Source organism: Pseudomonas sp. 10S5 (assembly GCF_035019745.1).
Taxonomy (GTDB): domain Bacteria; phylum Pseudomonadota; class Gammaproteobacteria; order Pseudomonadales; family Pseudomonadaceae; genus Aquipseudomonas.
Map to the genome: position 1 here is coordinate 33698 of NZ_JASJVL010000026.1, position 19676 is coordinate 53373.

The window sequence follows — 19676 nt, forward strand, 5'->3', positions numbered from 1 at the left end:
GCTGATTAGTCGGCCGGGAAGTAGTGACCGTTATCAAGATCGGCGAAGAGCCCGGGCTGAGTCGGTTCCCAGCCAAGAAGCCGGCGCGTGATGGTGTTCGATGTCGGGGTGTCCAGCGTGACCAGATTCGCCAAGAACCCGAAGTGGCCAGGCAGCATCAGCACGTCCGCTGGAATTGGCACGGCCGGCAGATTCAACCGGCTAGCAATGGCTTCGGCGATCTGGCGGTACGGGACAGCCTCGTCGGCGATTGCATGCCAGCTTCTGCCCGGTGCGCCTTTCTCCAGCGCCAGGCGAAACACAGCGGCGATGTCCCGAGCATGTACGGCTCCCCAGCGGTTGGTACCTTCCCCAGGATAGCCGACGATCCCCTTTTCCTTAGCCAGCCCGATCAGCAGTGGAAGAAAGCCGGCGTTATCGGTGGAGCTGTGCATAATCTCGGGTATCCGCACGACTGAAGACCGAATGCCCTTTTCGGCAAGACCGATCACCGTGGTTTCCACGATGTTTCGAACCCGCAGGGTATTCTTGTACGGATCGCCGCCGGGTAGGGGCAGATCCTCTTCGGTGGCCGCCCGGCCAAGACCCTCCCACCAAGCGAGCCGACACTTCCAGACACGACCAACGGCTTTCCGCTTCCAGCCAGCGCTTCGCCATAGGCGAGCATGATCGCAAGCTCTGCGGCCGCAACGGCGTTTATCCCGCCAGTTGGAACCAGGTCCTGCCGGTGCGCGACGTGGATGACGCCGTCCGAAGCTGCGGCCGCCTCTTTGAGCCCGTCGAGATCTTCGAGATTGCCGCGACGTACCTTGGCGCCGAGCGCAGCAAACTGCGCCGCGGCCTTATCAGACCGAGCCAGGGCAGTAACCTCATGGCCGGCGGCGATAAGGTCAGAGATGATGTACGGACCGGAGTGACCGGTGCCGCCAGTAACAAAAACGTGCATGTTATTGGGCCTTCTAAGCAGTGTGATAAGAGAGGTAGTGAAGGGTGTGCGCGCAGCCTGGTCAGATGACGCGAACCGCCAAGATGACGATATCCCCGACTGGGGCGGCGCCGAACGTTCCTGTCGTCGCGCCGGCGCCGACCTGCTTGGCCAGTGCCCGCGCCTTGGCGGCGTCACGACTCATAACCTCGACGGTGTGTCCGGCCTTGGCGGCAAGGCCGCCGATCGCTGCGGCCATGCCACCTGAGCCGATGATGCTGATAGTGCTCATGTGCAGTTCCCTTACAGATATGGGGCTGATCATTCATGGGCTGCCGTTGCTATTCGGCGACCACGCTCAACGTAAGCCCATGCTGGCCGACTCACTTGCAAAAAAGAAAGCGATGCACATAAATTTACTTGCGCTATGCAAGCGATGTTAAGATCTAGCCATGAAAACACCATCTAAAGAAGACGTTCGGTCCCATTGCGCAGTGAACTATGGCGTGGAGATTTTCGGCGACCGGTGGTCGCTCTTGATCATTCGCGACATCGTTTTTGTTGGTAAGAAGACGTATGGCCAGTTCCTGAAATCGGAAGAGGGGATCGCGACCAATGTCCTTGCTTCCCGCCTTGCCTTTCTTGAGGAACAAGGAATTCTCTCGAAGGCCCCCAGCCCTGACGACAGGCGCAAGGATTTCTACACGCTGACAGAGAAGGGCCTGGACCTTATTCCCATCGTGCTCAACATCGTCCTTTGGAGCGCGAAGCACGATTCGAAGTCGTACGTACGGGACCTCGAGGAGTTCGTCACTCGCTTAAATCAATGCCCCACGCAGGTCAGCGAAGAGGTGAAGGTGCTGGTCCGCAATGGCGGATGTATGTTTCCCGAGATCAAGGACTGAACCGGACGGTAAGCAAAAAGCAAAAACGAGGTCAGGAACCTCGCAACCGAAATGGTCTTGTCCGAGCCACCCGGTCGACTGGGACTGATAGAAATCAAAACCAGTTGAATAGCGTCTTGCTCGGCGTCCTCGCAGCTGTGCGTGCGCCTTCCAGAGCTCAATGGGGGGGGCCAGAACGCTACTACCTTTCCCCAAAGCGGTCGTTGGCGAGGTAGTAACGGGGCGAAAGCGGTCAGCGATGAGTGGCTCCTATCGGCCGATTCTGTTGAAAAAGTCGAAATTTCAGACTGGAACACGTTGAGGTTGGCTGTCTCTTCAGAACCTATTCGCCACGTTGAATGGCTTTTCGGTTCTGCGTTGGCCGTTGCAGCTTGGTTAGTGGGTTGATTTGAGGTTTTTTGCTTACTTCGGGCGCACCTATCCCGTCGTTGGCGGCCCTTGAGAGGTAAGTTTGGCCAGTTTCCGGAGATTCTGTACTGCTGCCGCCATCGTGAATTCATCGTTCGCACCGGTCATGCCGCGTAGTCGCAATCGATCCAGTTTCAGGATTCGTTTGAGGTGAGCGAACAACATCTCGACCTTCTTGCGTTCGTGGCGAGAGCACACGTATTGAGGTGTCTTTGCGATGCGCCGCGCCACATCGCGCGCCGCTTCATGGACGCTGCGTGCGATTTTTCTAAACGAAGTGCTCGGGCAGCAGCGCTCTTTCATTGAGCATTTAGCACAGTCGGTTTGCCGGGATCGAAAGATGATGGTGTCGGCTTTCGTGACATGCGAGCGCTGGTTCTTGAAGGCTCGCCACTCGCTACGCAACGCGTGTCCGGTGGGGCAACGATATTCCTGCGCCTCTTCATTCCATTGAAAGTCGCTGATCGAGAGGCTGTCGTTCTTGCGCTCGGTTTTGTCCCAAACCGGCACATGTGGCTCGATATCTTTTTCGTCGACCATCCAGGCCAGCATCGGTGCGGTTCCATAAGCGGTGTCGCCGATGAGCCGATTCGGCTTGATATCGAACTGTTCTTCGACCCGCTCAATCATGGTCTTGGTGCTCTCGACCTCGGCGGTGCGATGAGCTGGTGTCGGCTCCACATCCATGATCACGCCATGCTCTACATCAATCAGGTAGTTCGTCGAATAAGCAAAGAACGCCGGACCTCCTGGCGCTGCGGTCCAACGTGCAAGTGGATCGGTCAGCGACAGGCGCTTGGGCAGTGCTTCAGCCAAAGCTTCTTCATCCAGCGCTTCCAGGTACTCACGGACGGCGCGGGTACTGAGTGACGGATCGCTCCAGTTGACCTCTTCGTTGCCGGGTACGCCTCTTTGCCGACTGGCATCCGCCTTGATGACGCTGGCGTCCACAGCAAAACCTTCTCCCTTGACCAGACCCGCGTCCATGCAGCGACGCAGCACCTCGTTGAACAGCCATCGGAAAAGCGAGCTGTCGCGAAAACGGCCGTGCCGATTCTTCGAAAAAGTAGAGTGATTGGGGACCTCATCTTCAAGGCTCAACCGACAAAACCAGCGATACGCCAAGTTCAAATGGGTCTCTTCGCACAAGCGCCGCTCCGAGCGAATGCCGTAGCAATAGCCCACAACCAGCATACGAATCATCAGTTCAGGATCAATCGAAGGACGCCCGATTGGGCTGTAGAAATCGGCGAGGTAATGGCGCAGGTCGCTAAGATCGAGACACCGATCAATGTTGCGCAGGAGGTGATTTGGTGGGATGTGATCTTCAATGTTGAACGAGTAAAACAGCCGTTCCTGTCCACTCGATAATTGTCCCATCATGCTGCGAATCCTCCCGCCGGCTGATGTCCATATTTTGCCGCAGGCCGAGTTGAAGGTCTACTTTTTCAACAGAATCGGCCACAAGCGGGCGTTCAGTCCAGGTCTTATTTTCGGTCAGTAGTGGACGGCCAACGACTCTGATAAATTGCTACCAATTCACTATATGTTCGAGAACCACGATCAATGAGAGTTATTCGTAGCAAGGATTTCACCGCCACTCGCGCTTGGGGTGCTGACGACATAGCTAACATGGACGGAACCACCGTCCGCCTCCACTGGACCGACCAGCCATACAAGTGGCATATCAATGATGGTGAAGAGGTATTCGCAGTCCTAGACGGCGCGGTAGATATGCATTATCGCGAGTCAGGCATCGAACGCGTCGTGACATTGGTGGTTGGCGACGTGTTTTTCGCAGGGGTTGGATGTGAGCATGTTGCGCATCCTCGTGGAGAAGCGCGGATTCTGGTGATCGAACGTGAGGGCAGCGTTTGAGTTGCTTAGGCTTTCGCTAATCGTTACCAGTGCTCCGACAGATCGTTCAGGATCGATAGCGGCATCGGAGGCAGGCCGCTTTTTCCGATTTCTGCTGGTCGCCAGCGGCAGCTTTGGGTCGAGAGCTGCCGGTAGTGACCGGCTGCACTCGGCCAGAAGCAGCCTGCCTCCGATGATCGCATTCGAGGCTTCTGACGTTCATGGAGAACTGGTTCTGGTTAGAAGCCTCCGGCAGCTATCTGAACCCTTCCACTCTGGCACTAACGACGGCCACTGCCTATAGATCCCTACAGAGGGCCTTCAATGGCTCGTGGCCACAACCGCGATTTCGGGCTCATCTTGATCACGCTAGCTTTCGTCGCCACAAAATTCGCGTATTTGCCATGAACACCACGTGATCCATTTCTGTGAAAAATGTGTATTGTCTATGGACATCGAAGACCTAATTTAAACCCTCACAAATATTCATCCAAATCGATGTCCATGGGTTGACATCTTTCCTTTACATCGATGAATTCTTCGGGTTCTATTTCGTTTCACTTCTGGATACTGCCGAGATTTTCAGTCTCTGAAAGGCTTATTAATCAACCGCATGCTGTCAAACTGGACTGTGTTCAGGCCATGTACAGGGACAATATTCGGCGAACATATCGTGGCTGCTAATGGTCACCTATAGTAATGCAGGGGCCATGAGAGCCCTCTCGTATTCAACCGAACATCAGGAAGTTGTCATGAACCCCGTCACGTCCGAGAATTCTGCAGTCCAACCCGGTACGCCGAAAGAATTGCCAGTGGATCATTTGCGCTTCCATAAGGCTCATGCTCACTTGGCAGCTACATTTGGCAATGACGCCTTTGCGCTAAAGGCTGAGGCATTTGCGCGATTCTTTGGCACACCTACCTTTCTGAGCGCACAAACCCTAATCGTGATTTTGTGGATCGGCGCCAATATCGCCGGGCTGACCCATTTTGATATTTACCCGTTCATTTTGCTCAACCTAGCGTTCAGCTTGCAGGCCGCCTACGCCGCACCCCTGATTTTGCTGGCACAAACCCGCCAAGCTGCACGTGACAAAGCCAATGCGGATGCAGATGCACAACATCGCGAGGCATTGGCCGTCGCCAATGAACAACGGCTGGCCAGCGCAGCGCAAAACTCGGCGTTGCTGCTTGAGCTGCTGGAGCAAAACACGCGCATGACTGAGCTGACAAAAACCCTGACTGAGCGCATCGAAACCCTGACGCTCGATATGCACCAGCATTTTGTTAAAAAACCAGCAGCGCAGTGATTCATTCGAAACCATCTGTAAAAAACCGAAAGCAGGTCTAAGCCGCGGGCGATCTGATTACAGGCCCAGCGCAACTGCCAGCAGAGCATATAGCCCTGCTAAAATTTATATTGCGAGCGTAATAAAATGTATGGATTATATCTGTCATCCCATCAGCCGATGATGCAATGACCGGAGTACCTCTCCATGCAAATCCTCTCTCGCGAAGAAAAAACCGCCCAATGGCTGGCAGAGGAGCACGCCTCCAGGACTCGTCTTGCTAACCCCGGCACCACCAGCCTGGCCGATGTCAGCGCACTGACTCCAGCCGAATTTTTCAACGGTATCGGCAACGGTGAGCTGCCCTGCCCGCCGTTTGGCGAGCTGGTCGATTTCATCCCAATAGAATGGTCGCTCGGGCGTTTTGTTTTTCAAGGCACGCCGAGTGTGCGTCACTACAACCCGCTGGGCACAGTGCATGGAGGGTATGCCGCGACGTTGCTGGACTCGTGCATGGGCTGTGCGATCCATACCCAGTTGAAAAAGGGTCAGGGCTATACCACGCTTGATTTACGCGTGAGTTTTGTTCGTGCAATGGGCAGCCATACCGGCCCGGTTCGAGCTGAAGGCAAAGTCATTCATCTGGGTCGTTCTACCGCGCTAGCCGAAGGGCGTCTGTACGATGTGGATGACAGATTGTACGCCACCGGCACCACTACCTGCATGATTTTCGACATGACCCAATAACCTTTGGGTTGCAGATGCCAACAGTTTTAAAGCCAGCTTGTTGACGAGGCGATTTACGGACCACCCGGTAAGGCTTCTCACCGACGAGCTGCGTCTACGGGATTTGTGCGGAGTTAGTCCTGCGCGCCCACTGCACGCAATGCGGCGGCGGCTTGTAGGTTGCCCTGTTGTTCGACGATAGCCAGCGCGCTATTGCCCTTCATATCGAGGTGGTCAGGGTTTGCTCCGATGGCTACTAAACGGGCAATTATGTCCAGCCGCCCGAACAGTGCTGCAAATGACAAAGCCGTCTGACCGCTGTTGTTTACTTGGTCCACCGGGCAAAGCGCCAGCAACTGACTCGCAACCCGCTCCTCGCCTTTGAACAGCGCGCCCATTAACGCGGTATTGCCATTGTGGTCGGCCAAACAAGGATCAGCACCTGCCTGTAAAAGCATAGAGACTTCACCTGACTGGCCATGGTAAGTCGCCAGTATCAGCGCGGTATAGCCCGAGTTACCTTGCAGGTTAACGGGGTAACCGGCGTGCAATAGAGCCTGACTGATGTCCTGACGCCCTGCCCGTGCCGCATCAAACCATTCAGTGTCGTAAGTATGGGGATCAACACGTTTGATGCCTGGCCTGACCTGAAATTGATCGGCGCTTTTCGGTAGCCAAGCATTGGGATATATCACGTGGGCAACGCGGTAGCTGACAATTGCTAGTAGACATAAAACGACGCCTGCCACCGTAAACCAAATGCGCAGCCTGAAATTCATGGGAGATCCTCGTTAAAGAATTCCCCCTGTAAGAGCAAGTTACCTAGGCTGCGATTGTCCTTCAACGCAATGAGCCTTCGGACCTACTAGCCTTCGGTAGCTCTTACAGGGGGTATTTGCTGCCGTCAGTCCTTCAATAAGCCTGCTGCGGTTTTAACCCGACTAACTTCACTGTGGGTGGCTTTGGCCAACCGGGTGCCGTAATCGGCATCGGCCTTGTAGAAATAAGAGAGCATTGCGTACTTATTGCTGTCGTTAGTGACCTTGCTCAAGTCACCGCCCAGTGCGTCGATCAAGTAGCCTTTGTCAGCGTCGGACAGCCCACGGTAGTACTCCCCCGCTTGCGCGAAGTTGTTTGGTTTGTGAATTGCCAATTGTTGTGTGGCACCGCTGAGCGGCGTCGCCGAGTATTTGTATTTAGGGTCTTGAGCAAGCTCATGCACGCCCGATGGTTCAAAGTTGATGTTGCCCTTGCGACCGCTGGCGTTCATTGCGCCATCTTGGCTGTTGTTATTCACAGGGGTCAGCGGACGATTGATCGGCAGTTGCTGATAGTTGGCGCCCAAACGATACATCTGAGTGTCTGCATACGCGAATAAACGGCCTTGCAGCATCCGGTCTTCCGAAGCTTCAATGCCGGGAACCAGGCGCGACGGAGCGAACGCTGATTCTTCTACGGATTCGAAGTAGTTATCAGGCATGCGGTTCAGCGTCATGGTGCCGATTTTCTTTTCGGGTACACCGGTCCAGACCTTAGTGTCATCCAGCGCATCGAAGTTGAATTTACCCAGCTCGCCTGGCGTAAGCACCTGGACGTAAAGATCCCACTTTGGAAAATCGCCTTTATTGATAGCGGCGTATAAGTCGTTGGACATCATGTTCCAGTCGTTGCCTAACGATTTGGCGATGTCATCCGGCTTTAAACCGTGCACGCCTTGCTGGCTTCTCCACGCAAACTTCACGTAGTGCACTTTGCCGTCGGCGTTGACAAACTTAAAGGCATGAACCGCCGATCCGTTCATATGACGATAGGAGTCAGGCATGCCTTCAACCGTGTAAAGACGGGTCAGCATGTGAGTGGCTTCTGGAGTGTGGGCAAAGAAATCAAACGCTAGATCCGGGTCTTGTACTCCGGTCACAGCACTTGGCTTGTTCGCATGAACGAAGTCGGGAAACTTGATCGCATCACGAATAAAGAAGATCGGCCAGTTGATGCCAACCATGTCCCAGTTGCCTTGATCGGTATAGAACTTGACCGCAAAACCCCGAGGGTCGCGGGCCTGCTCAGGCGAGCCGCGATAGCCCATGACAGTACTGAAACGCACAAACACCGGGGTCTTGGTGCCCGGTTTAAATACGTCGGCGACGGTCAGGTCATGAATATCGGTAGACGGCACGAACTCACCGAAAGCACCAGTACCACGGGCATGCACCACGCGCTCCGGGATACGTTCGCGGTCAAAGCGCTGAAGCTTTTCGATGAGGGACGCGTCTTGAAGAAGCACCGGGCCCGCAGGGCCTGCGGTTTGTGAATTCTCGTTATCGCCAACTGGCGCACCGGAATCACGGGTCAGTTGCTCAGCTTGAGCAGCGAATGCCTGGCCGCTGACCAAAGTGGCCAATACGGTCAGGCGCAATATTATAGTTTTAGTGGACATCAGGAACTCCAATGGGCAGAAACGTGCTCAAAGGATGGTCACTGTTGCAGGGATGAAACAGCTTCTAGAACTAATCAGTTCGATAGTGAATTTTTATGGCGTCGTATTTTTGGCTAAAACCTATCGGCTCAAATGCGCGTAGCGGCCGATAAAACGCTTACTCAACGGGTAGGCCAAATCACCCTGTTTCGACGTGCCCAAACCCAGCTCAACCAATGACTCTGACAGTTTCACGGCAGCGCTGACGCCCTCGACGACCGGTATTCCAATCGCTTCGCTCAGCACGTGGCGCAGATCTGCCATGCCGCCACATCCCAGCACAATCGCGCCGGCACCGTCTTCATCCCTTAATCGACGCCCCTCGGCAGCAATTCGCTCGATCAGAGCGTCGTTGCAGCTTTCCAACGCTAGCACGGGGATTTCAAGGCAACTGACCGACGTACAAAGGTCGTGCATGCCATACCGTTGCAGCAAATGCTCAGCAATAATCCGCGTCCGGCCCAGGGTGGTGATCACGGCGAAACGCGTAGCGACCAGACTGGCAACATGAAATGCCGCCTCGGCAATGCCGATCACAGGACCAATGGCCAACTCCCGAGCAGCCAATAAGCCGGGGTCGCCGAAACAGGCAATTATATGCGCGTCATAACCTTGAGCCACACCCTTCTGAATTTCTTCGAGCATGCCCACGGCAGCAATCGCCTCATCGAAGTGACCTTCGATCGACTCAGGACCATCTTCGGGGCAGCAAGCAAAAATCTCTGTCCCGGCGCGAGCCACTGCTTGCGCCGCAATGCCAATCTTGTGAGTCATGGCCTGGCTAGTATTGGGGTTAATTACTTGAATACGCATCAACACACCTCATTTTTTGCGTAATTATATTTAATAATTGTATACAACTATAAATCAGCGGTTAAACAGCAATCTAGCGCTAATTGTCCATACCTGGAAAATCCGTTGACGCTGCACCGCATCTGCGCGGGCGCACCGCGATTGGGCATGACGCTCACATTCGGATATCTCGCAAAAAAAAACTCCAGTTACCTCCTTGCTGCAGCCCACCGCATGAAAGGCTCAAAAGCTCTTGATCAATGCATTTGGCACATATTGTGCGTACATAATCGTATACAACAATGCCAAGTCTCGTACGCGATGTCAGTGCAGGCAGGCCTACAAGGAGCAACGTGTCATGAGCGAGCAACGTCCGATGGGTTACAGCCCACGCCTCTATAACAAAGATCTCGGTCCACTGCCGCAAACGTGGAATTGGTACAACATATTCGCTTTCTGGATGAGCGATGTGCATAGCGTCGGCGGCTATGTGTTTGCGTCTAGCTTGTTTGCTTTAGGTTTGGCGAGTTGGGAAGTGTTGATCGCGCTGCTGGTGGGCATCTGCATCATTCAGGTCATCGCTAATTTGGTGGCTAAACCTAGCCAGCAAGCGGCAGTACCCTATCCTGTTATCTGCCGAATGGCGTTCGGCGTGTTTGGTGCAAACATCCCGGCGGTGATTCGCGGCTTGATTGCTGTGGCTTGGTATGGGATCCAAACCTACCTCGCATCCAGCGCACTGATCATCGTGGTACTGCGATTCTTCCCGCAATTGGCGGCTTACCAGCAGGTGACGTTCGCAGGACTTTCTTACTTGGGATGGTTCGGTTTTCTGACGTTATGGGTTTTGCAGGCGGTAGTGTTCTGGACCGGCATGGATTCGATCCGACGCTTTATCGATTGGGCCGGCCCTGCAGTGTATGCAGTGATGTTACTGCTGGCTGCCTGGATTGTTTGGCGCGCCGGTTGGAGCAATATCAGTTTTGCCTTGGCTGAAAAGCAACTGTCGGGCTGGGAAGCTTTTGGCCAAACAGTGATGGCAACGGCCCTGGTAGTGTCTTACTTCTCAGGCCCGACGCTGAATTTCGGCGACTTCAGCCGTTATGCACGGAGCATGGCGGACGTACGTCGCGGCAATTTCTGGGGTTTGCCGGTTAACTTTTTGGCCTTCTCACTGGTCACTGTGGTAATTGTGTCCGGGACGTTGCCAATCTTTGGGGAAATGATCCACGACCCTATCGCGACCGTCGCCCGCATCGATAACACCACCGCCGTATTGTTAGGCGCCTTCGCCTTTGTCACCGCGACCATTGGCATCAACATCGTCGCCAACTTCGTCTCGCCGGCGTTCGATTTCGCCAACCTGGCACCGAGCAAAATCAGCTGGCGCCTGGGCGGCATGATCGCCGCCGTGCTCTCGGTATTTATCACGCCTTGGAATCTGTTCAATAACCCTGCAGTGATCCACTACACCCTAGACGTGCTGGCTGCCTGCATCGGCCCCTTGTTTGGCATCTTGTTAGTGGACTATTACTTGGTGAAACGTCAGCAGATCGATGTCGACGCGTTGTTCGATGACACACCCGCTGGCCGATATTGGTACAGAAACGGCTTCAACTGGACAGCTATCAAAGCGCTAGTGGCAGCGGGCCTCATCGGTCTGTGTTTCAGCTTCGTGCCGTGGTTCCAGCCAATCGCCAACTTTGCCTGGTTCACCGGCTGCATACTCGGCGGTGGGTTTTATTACCTACTGGAACAGCGCTCGCCAGCGGTGTTTGCAGCGACGGGTAGCAGAGAGGCAGCGTAGATCGCTGCGCATCCTTAAGTTCTGTTGACTATCGGGCAACACTCATTTGATCTGACCGACGGCAGGTCGAACCGCAAATGAGTGCTGCCGGGGTATGTGGATCCATGACAAAATTATAGTCAGCATTTTATAGAGCCACGCTCGGGAGCTCCGGCAATGCGTTATTCGGAAGACCATAAAGCTCAAACCCACCAACGAATTATCAACGAGGCGTCAGCGCGCTTTCGCCGCGATGGCATTGGCGCTACCGGTCTACAACCGCTGATGAAGTCCCTGGGGCTGACCCACGGCGGCTTTTATGCACACTTCAAATCCAAAGATGAACTGGTAGAAAAATCGTTACGCCAGGCAGCCGACAGCCTGTCCGCTCATTGCAATGCATTGTTCGAAAAAGCCGACAACCCGCTGGCGGCTTTTGTTGATCATTACCTGTCAGCGGCACATCGCGCATCTCCCGCAGAAGGTTGCCCGCTACCGACCATGTCGGCTGAGCTAGGCCAGCGCGGTCAAGCCAGCATGATCACCGACGAGGTGATCAAAAACCGCTTGAAATCCATCCAGCGTGGTCTATCCGTCGCTCACACGAATGCGCCAGAACTGAGCACCGTCATGTTATCGGCACTTGTAGGTGCACTGGTGCTGTCGCGCAGCGCACTGGACCCCGAGTTGTCCGACCGGATTCTTGAAGACACTCGTGAGTGGTTGAAGCAGCAGACGAAAAGCTAGAACAACAGGAATGACGCGGGGTGCCTGACGCACAGCTTCCCGAATAGCTTCGGGAAGCTATATCTGCCGCCAATCAATCCTGATAGCGCTTAAACAACACGCTGGCATTGACCCCGCCAAAACCGAACCCGTTAGATAAAGCGTATTCGATCTTCATCGGCCGAGCAGTACCATGGACGATATCCAGCCCCTGCGCCGCTTCGTCGGGGTTTTCAAAGTTAAGAGTGGCAGGCGCGATTTGGTCTCTAATCGCCAGCACCGTGAAGATTGCTTCAATTCCGCCGGCCGCTCCGAGCAAGTGCCCGGTGGCTGATTTGGTCGAACTCACTGCGATTGATTTTTGATCTCCAAACAGCGACTTGATCGCCGCCATCTCGCCTTTATCACCCACGGGCGTGGACGTAGCGTGCGCATTGAGGTGCTGGATCTGGAACGGCTGAATGCCAGCCTGACTTAGGGCTGCTTGCATGGAACGTCGCGCCCCGCTGCCGTCTTCCGGACCCGCAGTGAGGTGATAAGCGTCGGCGCTGGTGCCGTAACCTACCAATTCAACAATAGGTTTTGCCCCGCGTGCCAACGCGTGTTCAAGTGATTCAATCACCAAAATACCCGCGCCCTCCCCCATGACAAATCCATCACGATCACGGTCAAACGGACGCGAAGCCTTTTGCGGTGTGTCATTGAATGCACTGGACAATGCCCTGGCCGCTGCGAAGCCGCCAAGACTGACTTTATCGATGGCAGCTTCGGCCCCTCCACAGATAGCGATGTCCGCTTCGCCGCAACGAATCAACCGCGCGGCATCGCCAATCGCCTGCACCCCCGCAGCGCAGGCAGTTACCGGGGCACCCAACGGACCTTTGAAGCCGTGTTGAATCGACACATGTCCCGCCGCCAGATTTACTAAAAACGACGGGATCGTAAACGGCGACAAACGCCGCGGACCGCGAGCGTCAGTAGTACGTACAGCATCGGCAATAGCACCAAACCCACCGATGCCCGATCCAATAATGGTCGCCGTTCGCTCTTGAGCGTCCGCGGTGTTGGCGACCCAACCGGCTTGAGCCACTGCTTCCTTGGCTGCAACCAGCGCGTACATGATAAAACGGTCCATCTTTTTCTGTTCTTTAGGCGCAACAGCGGTATCTGGATCGAACCCGGCCTCAACATCATCGGCCAATAGCGGAACAACTCCACCGACCTTGCCCGGCAAATCGCCTACAACGTCTTCAGACAACCGAATTAATCCAGATCGACCCGCCAATAAACGCTTCCACACAGCTTCCACGCCGGTGCCCAATGGCGAGACCAGGCCCATACCTGTAACAACAACCCGGCGTTTACTCATGTAATAAACCTCCACGTAAAAGATCTCAAGCCTTGAAACGAGACGCTGCGCTGCTTAAGGACATATTAGGTGTCAGCGCAGCTCGGGCGGTCATAAAGGCATCCCAATCGGCTGCGTTCGGCAACGACGGGATAGTCGCTAATTCACCCTGATCAAAACCGGCCAATGCGGCGTCGACCATTTCACCAACGTCCATCACCCACTCGGCTGGAAACTGGCTCAAATCCATACCGCTGCGATCAAAAATTTCGGTGCGTGTAGCGCCCGGCATGACCGCCTGCACGCGCACGCCCGATTCTTTGAGCTCAGCATTCAATGATTGTGTCAGGCTCAATACATAGGCCTTGGTTGCGGTATAGGTGGCGTTAAACATCTCCGGTGCAAGCGGCACAACCGATGCAATATTGATGATCGAACCACGCCCGGCTCTGGAAAAACCGTCCGCTGCGGCTGACGCCAAGTGGGTCAGCGCGACCACGTTGAGTTGGATCATTCGATCCAGACCACTCAGGTCGGACTCCGCCAGCGTACCGACCGAAGCCACACCGGCATTGTTAAGCAACAGCGAAATCGACGTATCGGTGCGCAGGCGCTGTTCAACTTTTTGCAGATCAGCTCTGTCGATCAAGTCGGCTTTGAGCACTTCGACCGTTACACCGGTTTCCTCACGCAACCGGAAGGCCATGGTCTCCAGGCGCTCCTGATCGCGAGCAACCAATAACAAATCGAAACCGCGCTTGGCCAAACGATCAGCATAAGTGAAGCCAATGCCGGAAGAGGCGCCTGTGATGAGGGCGGTGCCTTTAGGGTTGGAGGTGGTCATAGTGAAGACTCCTGCGGGAAATTAGACGATTTATATTACGATCATAATCAAGCCAGATAATATGATGGCCGCCATGAAGCGTGTCAAGAAGCCCGAGCTGAACGGATATTCGACATAGAAGCATAGACCGTCTGAGCAGCGTCACCAGTGCAGAGCAAATGCGTTATGACAGACAAAAAAATGGCCGGTCGCGATGACCAGCCATTGTGTGAACCTTGATATTTAATTGATGCCCAGCTTCTCACGGTTTTTGTCCAGAATCGCTTTACCGATGCCTTTCACCTCTAGCAGCTCATCGACCGAGGCGAACTCGCCGTTCGCTTCACGGTAAGCGACAATCGCGTTGGCCTTCGCACTGCCGATTCCACTGAGCTCCTTTTGTAGGGTTTCTGCATCTGCGGTGTTGAGATTGATTTTGGCGGAAGGCTCGGCCTGCGTGGCAACGGCATTGACCGACGTCGGCGGCATCGGCGCCGGTTGTGCAACCGGCGCCGCACTGACAGCCACTGAGGCGGTAGTGAAGAATGCAAACAGAATGGATGAGAGAAAAGCACTGCGCATAGGTGACGCTCCATACAGTTAAAGTGAGAAACAGCATTCCGAGGCTGCTTTTCAAAGGTAGTCGAGGGGAGCGGAACGTCAAAAGGGGATGGGTTACCAAATATTAAACAGCCTTGAAATAATTATTCGCTTAGCCGTTTTTGAATATATAACTTGAACTACTGAATTTTAAGGCTAAATTTACGCAGAGCATTACCGTGCGCGATGCCTTATATCTGCGCGAAATCGACCAGAGCGGTAGGGAATTTCTGGAGTCACTATGCTGAATTTTTTTCTGTGGTGGGGCATTATTTCAGTAATAGGAACATTTATTGCGTTAAGCCTGATCCAAAGTGGAAAACGTAATAGTCGTAAAGCGGATGCGGATGCGGATGCCCAGCGCGCCCATGCCGATGCTCAGACGGCACCGATTAAATAGCTGATGGCGATGGTTGTTCCATTCAGCTAGGCATTAGCTGTCATTCGACAATCATCCGTAACAGTATTAAACCTTCGGTATCTTTCTTTGCCTACTGACTCGTGAACTGAACGCCATCAACTCAAGTGGCAATCGATCTATTGGTTAACCGCACGCCAGAAAGAACAGATCATAATTGCCGCTGACCTGCGTAGTCTCGCTGATGGAGAAGATACCCATGCCTCGCTTGCTGTTGACCGGCGCTAACGGCTTCGTTGGTAAGTTTTTAATAGACCGAGCGCGAAGGGCCGGCCACCAGGTTATCGCCCTCACCGGTCACTCACCGCTTGCTGAGATCGCCGCCGATGAGCAGATCACCGCTGACATACGAGATCCCCAAGACCTCGCACGAGCCGTTGCCCAAGCTCAACCTACTCATATCGTACATTTGGCAGCGATTTCCCATGTGCCTACCAGCTTCCGCGAGCCGTTGCGGACTTGGCAGACCAATGTGATGGGCAGCATGAATTTGCTCGAAGCCATCCGATTGCATGTGCCCGACGCGTTCGTCCTATTCGCGAGTTCCTCGGAAGTCTACGGCGCGGCCTTCAAGTCGGGCCAGCCAGTTGACGAACAAACTCGCTGCGAACCACTAAATCCTTACGCGGCGAGTAAGTTGGCCGCAGAAAGCGCATTCCAAGAGTATTTTCGTCAAGGCATCAAAGGCGTAATCGCCCGCCCGTTCAATCACATTGGTGCGCAACAATCGCCAGACTTCGTCACTGCATCCTTTGCTCGACAGATCGCCTTGATCGAATCAGGCCAGCAAGTACCAGTGCTTAAGGTGGGTAATCTCGAAGCAAGCCGAGACTTTCTCGACGTTCAGGATGTCTGTAGCGCCTATCTCGCCGTATTGACGTTAGCCGGCAGCCGCGACTACCCACGCTGCATGAATATAGCCAGTGGACAGCCGCATAAAATTAGCGATGTGTTGGGTTTGTTGCTCTCTTTAAGCACTGCGAAAATCAGGGTTGAAGTTGATTCAGAAAAGCTGCGCCCATCGGACATTCAGATAGCTGCAGGCGACAACCAGCGTCTCAGAGAAGCTACTGGATGGAAACCCGTGATTGCGCTGGAGCAAACCCTGCACGACTTATTGGATTACTGGCGCTTACAGGTAAGTTCGACAACGAACCGTCAGCCCAGAATTAATGCCCGTTAACGCTTTCATTACATTAAAACAACTTGCCGCTTTTAACCCGCTCAATATCCCTTGCTACCATCAATTGACAAAGTGTTTCCAGGCTTGTCGTTGACTTCCAACCCAGAACATCACGGGCTTTCTTCGCTGAACCGACCAATAGTTCGACTTCAGTGGGGCGACGGAACTGAGGGTTAACCCGGACAATAGTCTTGCCGGTAGCGACGTCAATACCGTATTCATTTTCTTGAACACCCTTCCACTCCAAGGTGATATCCACCGCTTTGAACGCAATATTGACGAACTCCCGAACCGTTTCGCTGCGGTTAGTCGCCAACACAAACGAGTCTGCAACGTCAGCTTGAAGCATCCGCCACATGCCTTCGACATACTCCTTGGCAAAACCCCAGTCGCGCTTCGCGTCAAGATTGCCCAGCTCCAGACAGTCGAGCAAGCCCATGGAGATTCGCGCCACGGCGTCGGTAATCTTACGCGTCACGAACTCTTTGCCACGCAACGGCGACTCGTGATTGAACAGGATGCCGCTGACACCAAAAATCCCATAAGACTCGCGGTAGTTGATTGTCATCCAGTGCCCATACAACTTGGCTACGCCATAAGGACTGCGTGGATAGAATGGCGTCTCCTCCGTTTGAGGAACCTGCTGGACCTTACCGAACATCTCCGACGTGGACGCCTGATAAAAGCGGATCATGGGGTTAACGATTCTGATCGCTTCGAGCAACACAACAACTCCCACCCCGGTAATTTGAGCGGTGGTCAGTGGCTGATCAAACGACACGCTGACAAAGCTCTGAGCCGCCAGATTGTAAACCTCCGACGGTCCGGCTTTTTGCAGCAACCGAATGCTAGCGCCCAAATCTGTGAGGTCATGTTCGACCAACTCCAGATTTTCGTGGTTCGCGACGCCCAACTCTTCGAGGCGCCAAAAGCTGCCTGAGCTGGTGCGTCGGTAGGCGCCAAAAACCCTGTAGCCCTTTTCGAGGAGCAGTTGGGTGAGGTAGGCGCCGTCTTGGCCTGTGACGCCGGTGACGACTGCTGTTTTGAGGTGCGTATTCATTGGTTGGCTTTCCGCTCCGTATGCGTCTGCAGATCCCGTGTTGCGCAAGTAAACCTGTTGACATTTTTGCGGCAGCAACTCTAAAGCCTCACCCACCTAATGCCTAGATAGACGCGTGAGCACTTCCTTCCAGTGAGCATGATGATTATACGGCGGCTAGGCGTGCCGATTAGATCAAACTAATGGTGCCGTGGCCCGTTTTCCGTTGCCGGACAACGTAAATGTGCGACTAAGGTGAGGCTTTAAATCATTGGCGGACCTCTGGCGCGTCACAACCAGACACGAATGAGAACTCTCAGCTTCCGTCCAGTTGATTTCCCAGCATGCGCAGAGTTTAAGACCGCGCGGGCGTGAAACATGGCTTGAGATTATCGTAATGCACACATCGCCTTCCGCTTCGGATAACGGCATCGTATGCGATCCATGAACCCCATCTACTTCAGTATGGGGTAACGGTTTACGTGGCATTTCCGGTGAACAGTTCCACGGCAGTAAGGCTTCACAGTCTTCTACCGTCTGCGCATGCGGCAAACGCTCATATACTTGGCGCAACCACGTATAGGACTCTTGGCCTTCGACCTTTGCCGTCTCGACCAGGCTGTAATGTTGAGCGCTGGCCGCTGCGCCTTTGGGCAGGTCGCTGAACAGCCATGCCTTGCGACCTGACAAACGGTTTTACTGCGCGCTCGGCCATGTTGTTGTCTATGGGTAAAAACCGGCTTCTACGCAATGTTCCTGTCGGCTCCAAATTATTGGCCAGATAATTAACCGCGTTACCCAGCACGCTTTGCAGTAGCTTTTGAGGCTACGTTTTCTCCAGCAATTTTTAAACTTCGCCAGAATCGGCAGGTTCTTTTCCTGACGGTGTCAATATTTTTGAATTTTAGTGATGTGCTTTCTTTTCTGGGCGCTGAGACTCGCCTGACGGAAAAAGAGGCATTACTTCAAACCTCCCTAGAGCCTATGGATGGCGCCGACGTAATCAAAAGGCCACGCTTGAATTCATGCCCAGAGCCTCGCGGTGCTGATTGCGAAAATGCACATCGCCGCATACTGCCTGATCTTTCTGCAGCGCCTGCGTCGGAATCGGCTTGCCACGGTTGCGCCTTAGCCATGTCTGAAAAAATGTCAAGGCATCGCTATCCGTATATGCAAATAGTATTCGTGATGCCAAAAAACTTCGCGATGAACGTCTTGATCATCAGTTCCCCTGACAAGCGCATGTCATCCTGACATTACGGGCGATTGACTGTAGACTTGCTGCACTATGGGCCCTATTAAGAATTCAATCCGCAATGTTGAAACTCCTCCTCTTATTCGTGCTGTGTACCTCGACAGCGAACGCTTCATGTGAGCTTCAGCCAGCGAAAATAGTTAGCAAGCAGCTTATTAATTTGTTTGACGTAGCAGCTATTACTCCTAGCAGCATTAAATTTTCGCGAAACACCGGAAATATCACCGGTAAAAATTCCGTATTCGACTTTGATGCGCTATATGAAATGGACTCCACGACGTCATCGGCACGATTCAGGATTGGCGAGACTTTCTTAACAAAAGGGTTCTCCTATCTAGGCAACATTGAATGGGAATCAGGAAAGGTTTTAAACATGCCCGGCCCATACAAGTTTTACGTCCTTAAAACAGCGCCATTGAAGGCTTCTAAAACGCTTGCAATGATAGGAGACTCTATTACATGGTGGAGCTACGGTCGGTATTTCCGGTGCATGCTCGCTCCAGAGTTACCGGGTGTTCAATTCGTAGGACCACATACCGATCCTTTCGGTTATGGGCATGCCGGGGAAGGCGGTAATACTACAAAGAACATAATTGATCGCCTGAATAAAATCAAGCCTACTGATTATTACTTCATACTTGCCGGAACAAACGACTGGATATTCGCAACTCCAGAGATCACGATTAATAATCTCAAGCTTATTGCCAAAACTCTTAGTAAGAGAGGCGGGAAAGTCCTTATTTCTACTCTTTTGCCACGGCTCGACAAGCACGACGCACGGAACGAAAAAGTTAATAAGGCAATCTTAGCGTGGAATGGTAAAGGCTGTAATTGCAAAGTGATAGACTTGGACAAAGAATTTCGTAAGTTACCAGACCAACATAAATATTTTTGGGATACTGGACTTCACCCCAATATCGAAGGCTATCAAAAAATAACTGAAATACTCGCTCCCCGCATCCGCCAAGACATCAACTAGTGTGCTGTCTCAGAAATAATATCCATCATGCCTGCGACCGCCATTGCCTCGCGGGCTCGTTGTATTGGTCGCGGTAGGGACGGCAGTTGCCTGCCGCCCCCCGCCCAGATCCGTACGTGCGGAACTACCGCATACGGCTCC

At 53.6% G+C, this 19676-nt stretch carries 20 protein-coding genes and 1 pseudogene; 9 read left to right on the top strand and 12 right to left on the bottom strand.

Features of this window, described 5'->3' with window-relative positions; genetic code table 11:
• Positions 1-5: 5 nt before the first annotated feature.
• The 3 genes from QN378_RS21690 to QN378_RS21700 all read right to left on the bottom strand — a co-directional run bounded on the left by QN378_RS21690 (position 6) and on the right by QN378_RS21700 (position 1250).
• Complete coding sequence (locus QN378_RS21690) at positions 6-503, bottom strand: hypothetical protein (RefSeq protein ID WP_322204932.1); 498 nt, start codon at positions 501-503, stop codon at positions 6-8.
• A complete protein-coding gene (locus QN378_RS21695; RefSeq protein WP_322204933.1) occupies positions 488-946 on the bottom strand; it encodes an NAD(P)H-binding protein in 459 nt (152 codons plus the stop codon). The genes QN378_RS21690 and QN378_RS21695 overlap by 16 nt, the downstream gene beginning before the upstream one ends.
• A 61-nt stretch (positions 947-1007) precedes the next feature.
• Positions 1008-1250 carry an NAD(P)-binding domain-containing protein gene (locus QN378_RS21700; RefSeq protein ID WP_322204934.1) on the bottom strand — a complete coding sequence of 81 codons (243 nt, stop codon included), beginning with the start codon at positions 1248-1250 and terminating at the stop codon, positions 1008-1010.
• Between the two features lie 127 nt (positions 1251-1377).
• Here QN378_RS21700 and QN378_RS21705 point away from each other — a divergent pair, with 127 nt between their 5' ends.
• Positions 1378-1830 (top strand): helix-turn-helix domain-containing protein, encoded by a 453-nt coding sequence (locus tag QN378_RS21705; protein WP_322204935.1) that lies wholly within the window; start codon positions 1378-1380, stop codon positions 1828-1830.
• A gap of 417 nt (positions 1831-2247) precedes the next feature.
• On the opposite strand, the gene QN378_RS21710 is transcribed toward QN378_RS21705, so the two are convergent.
• Positions 2248-3621, bottom strand: coding sequence for an IS1182 family transposase (locus QN378_RS21710; RefSeq protein WP_323550577.1), 1374 nt, complete (start codon positions 3619-3621; stop codon positions 2248-2250).
• 183 nt (positions 3622-3804) lie between these two features.
• Here QN378_RS21710 and QN378_RS21715 point away from each other — a divergent pair, with 183 nt between their 5' ends.
• The 3 genes from QN378_RS21715 (at position 3805) to QN378_RS21725 (ending at position 6131) form a co-directional block, all read left to right on the top strand.
• The gene (locus tag QN378_RS21715; RefSeq protein ID WP_322204936.1) at positions 3805-4116 is read left to right on the top strand and encodes a cupin; all 312 of its coding nucleotides are present in this window, start codon (positions 3805-3807) and stop codon (positions 4114-4116) included.
• 731 nt (positions 4117-4847) lie between these two features.
• A complete protein-coding gene (locus tag QN378_RS21720; protein WP_322204937.1) occupies positions 4848-5405 on the top strand; it encodes a DUF1003 domain-containing protein in 558 nt (185 codons plus the stop codon).
• Positions 5406-5591: 186 nt separating this feature from the next.
• Positions 5592-6131 carry a PaaI family thioesterase gene (locus QN378_RS21725; protein ID WP_322204938.1) on the top strand — a complete coding sequence of 180 codons (540 nt, stop codon included), beginning with the start codon at positions 5592-5594 and terminating at the stop codon, positions 6129-6131.
• A 113-nt stretch (positions 6132-6244) separates the two neighbouring features.
• Here the strand turns inward: QN378_RS21725 and QN378_RS21730 are convergent, their stop codons facing one another.
• The 3 genes from QN378_RS21730 to QN378_RS21740 form a co-directional block, all read right to left on the bottom strand.
• Positions 6245-6889 (bottom strand): ankyrin repeat domain-containing protein, encoded by a 645-nt coding sequence (locus QN378_RS21730; RefSeq protein ID WP_322204939.1) that lies wholly within the window; start codon positions 6887-6889, stop codon positions 6245-6247.
• Positions 6890-7014: 125 nt separating this feature from the next.
• Complete coding sequence (locus tag QN378_RS21735; RefSeq protein ID WP_322204940.1) at positions 7015-8547, bottom strand: catalase; 1533 nt, start codon at positions 8545-8547, stop codon at positions 7015-7017.
• Positions 8548-8667: 120 nt separating this feature from the next.
• Entirely contained in the window at positions 8668-9399 is a 732-nt protein-coding gene (locus QN378_RS21740; RefSeq protein WP_322204941.1) for an aspartate/glutamate racemase family protein, read from the bottom strand.
• A gap of 337 nt (positions 9400-9736) precedes the next feature.
• Between QN378_RS21740 and QN378_RS21745 the strand changes: the two genes are divergently transcribed.
• Both QN378_RS21745 and QN378_RS21750 read left to right on the top strand, forming a co-directional pair.
• On the top strand, positions 9737-11185 hold the full coding sequence (locus QN378_RS21745; protein ID WP_323550576.1) for an NCS1 family nucleobase:cation symporter-1: 1449 nt from the start codon (positions 9737-9739) through the stop codon (positions 11183-11185).
• A 156-nt stretch (positions 11186-11341) separates the two neighbouring features.
• Positions 11342-11911 (top strand): TetR/AcrR family transcriptional regulator, encoded by a 570-nt coding sequence (locus QN378_RS21750; protein ID WP_323550574.1) that lies wholly within the window; start codon positions 11342-11344, stop codon positions 11909-11911.
• Positions 11912-11984: 73 nt separating this feature from the next.
• Here the strand turns inward: QN378_RS21750 and fabF are convergent, their stop codons facing one another.
• The 3 genes from fabF to QN378_RS21765 form a co-directional block, all read right to left on the bottom strand.
• Positions 11985-13259: a beta-ketoacyl-ACP synthase II gene (gene fabF, locus QN378_RS21755; protein ID WP_323550573.1), complete on the bottom strand. Its 1275-nt coding sequence runs from the start codon at positions 13257-13259 to the stop codon at positions 11985-11987.
• Between the two features lie 25 nt (positions 13260-13284).
• Positions 13285-14082: an SDR family oxidoreductase gene (locus QN378_RS21760; RefSeq protein WP_323550572.1), complete on the bottom strand. Its 798-nt coding sequence runs from the start codon at positions 14080-14082 to the stop codon at positions 13285-13287.
• A gap of 222 nt (positions 14083-14304) precedes the next feature.
• A complete protein-coding gene (locus tag QN378_RS21765; protein WP_323550571.1) occupies positions 14305-14643 on the bottom strand; it encodes a helix-hairpin-helix domain-containing protein in 339 nt (112 codons plus the stop codon).
• Positions 14644-14902: 259 nt separating this feature from the next.
• Between QN378_RS21765 and QN378_RS21770 the strand changes: the two genes are divergently transcribed.
• Together QN378_RS21770 and QN378_RS21775 are read left to right on the top strand one after the other, a co-directional pair.
• A complete protein-coding gene (locus QN378_RS21770) occupies positions 14903-15061 on the top strand; it encodes a hypothetical protein (RefSeq protein ID WP_322204947.1) in 159 nt (52 codons plus the stop codon).
• 217 nt (positions 15062-15278) lie between these two features.
• Positions 15279-16262 carry a GDP-mannose 4,6-dehydratase gene (locus tag QN378_RS21775; protein WP_322204948.1) on the top strand — a complete coding sequence of 328 codons (984 nt, stop codon included), beginning with the start codon at positions 15279-15281 and terminating at the stop codon, positions 16260-16262.
• A 13-nt stretch (positions 16263-16275) separates the two neighbouring features.
• Here the strand turns inward: QN378_RS21775 and gmd are convergent, their stop codons facing one another.
• The gene (gmd, locus tag QN378_RS21780) at positions 16276-17322 is read right to left on the bottom strand and encodes a GDP-mannose 4,6-dehydratase (RefSeq protein ID WP_323550570.1); all 1047 of its coding nucleotides are present in this window, start codon (positions 17320-17322) and stop codon (positions 16276-16278) included.
• 459 nt (positions 17323-17781) lie between these two features.
• A pseudogene (locus QN378_RS21785) lies at positions 17782-18186 on the bottom strand (IS66 family transposase); the annotation flags it as partial.
• A gap of 431 nt (positions 18187-18617) precedes the next feature.
• Here QN378_RS21785 and QN378_RS21790 point away from each other — a divergent pair.
• A complete protein-coding gene (locus QN378_RS21790; protein WP_323550569.1) occupies positions 18618-19535 on the top strand; it encodes an SGNH/GDSL hydrolase family protein in 918 nt (305 codons plus the stop codon).
• The last annotated feature ends 141 nt before the right edge of the window (positions 19536-19676 follow it).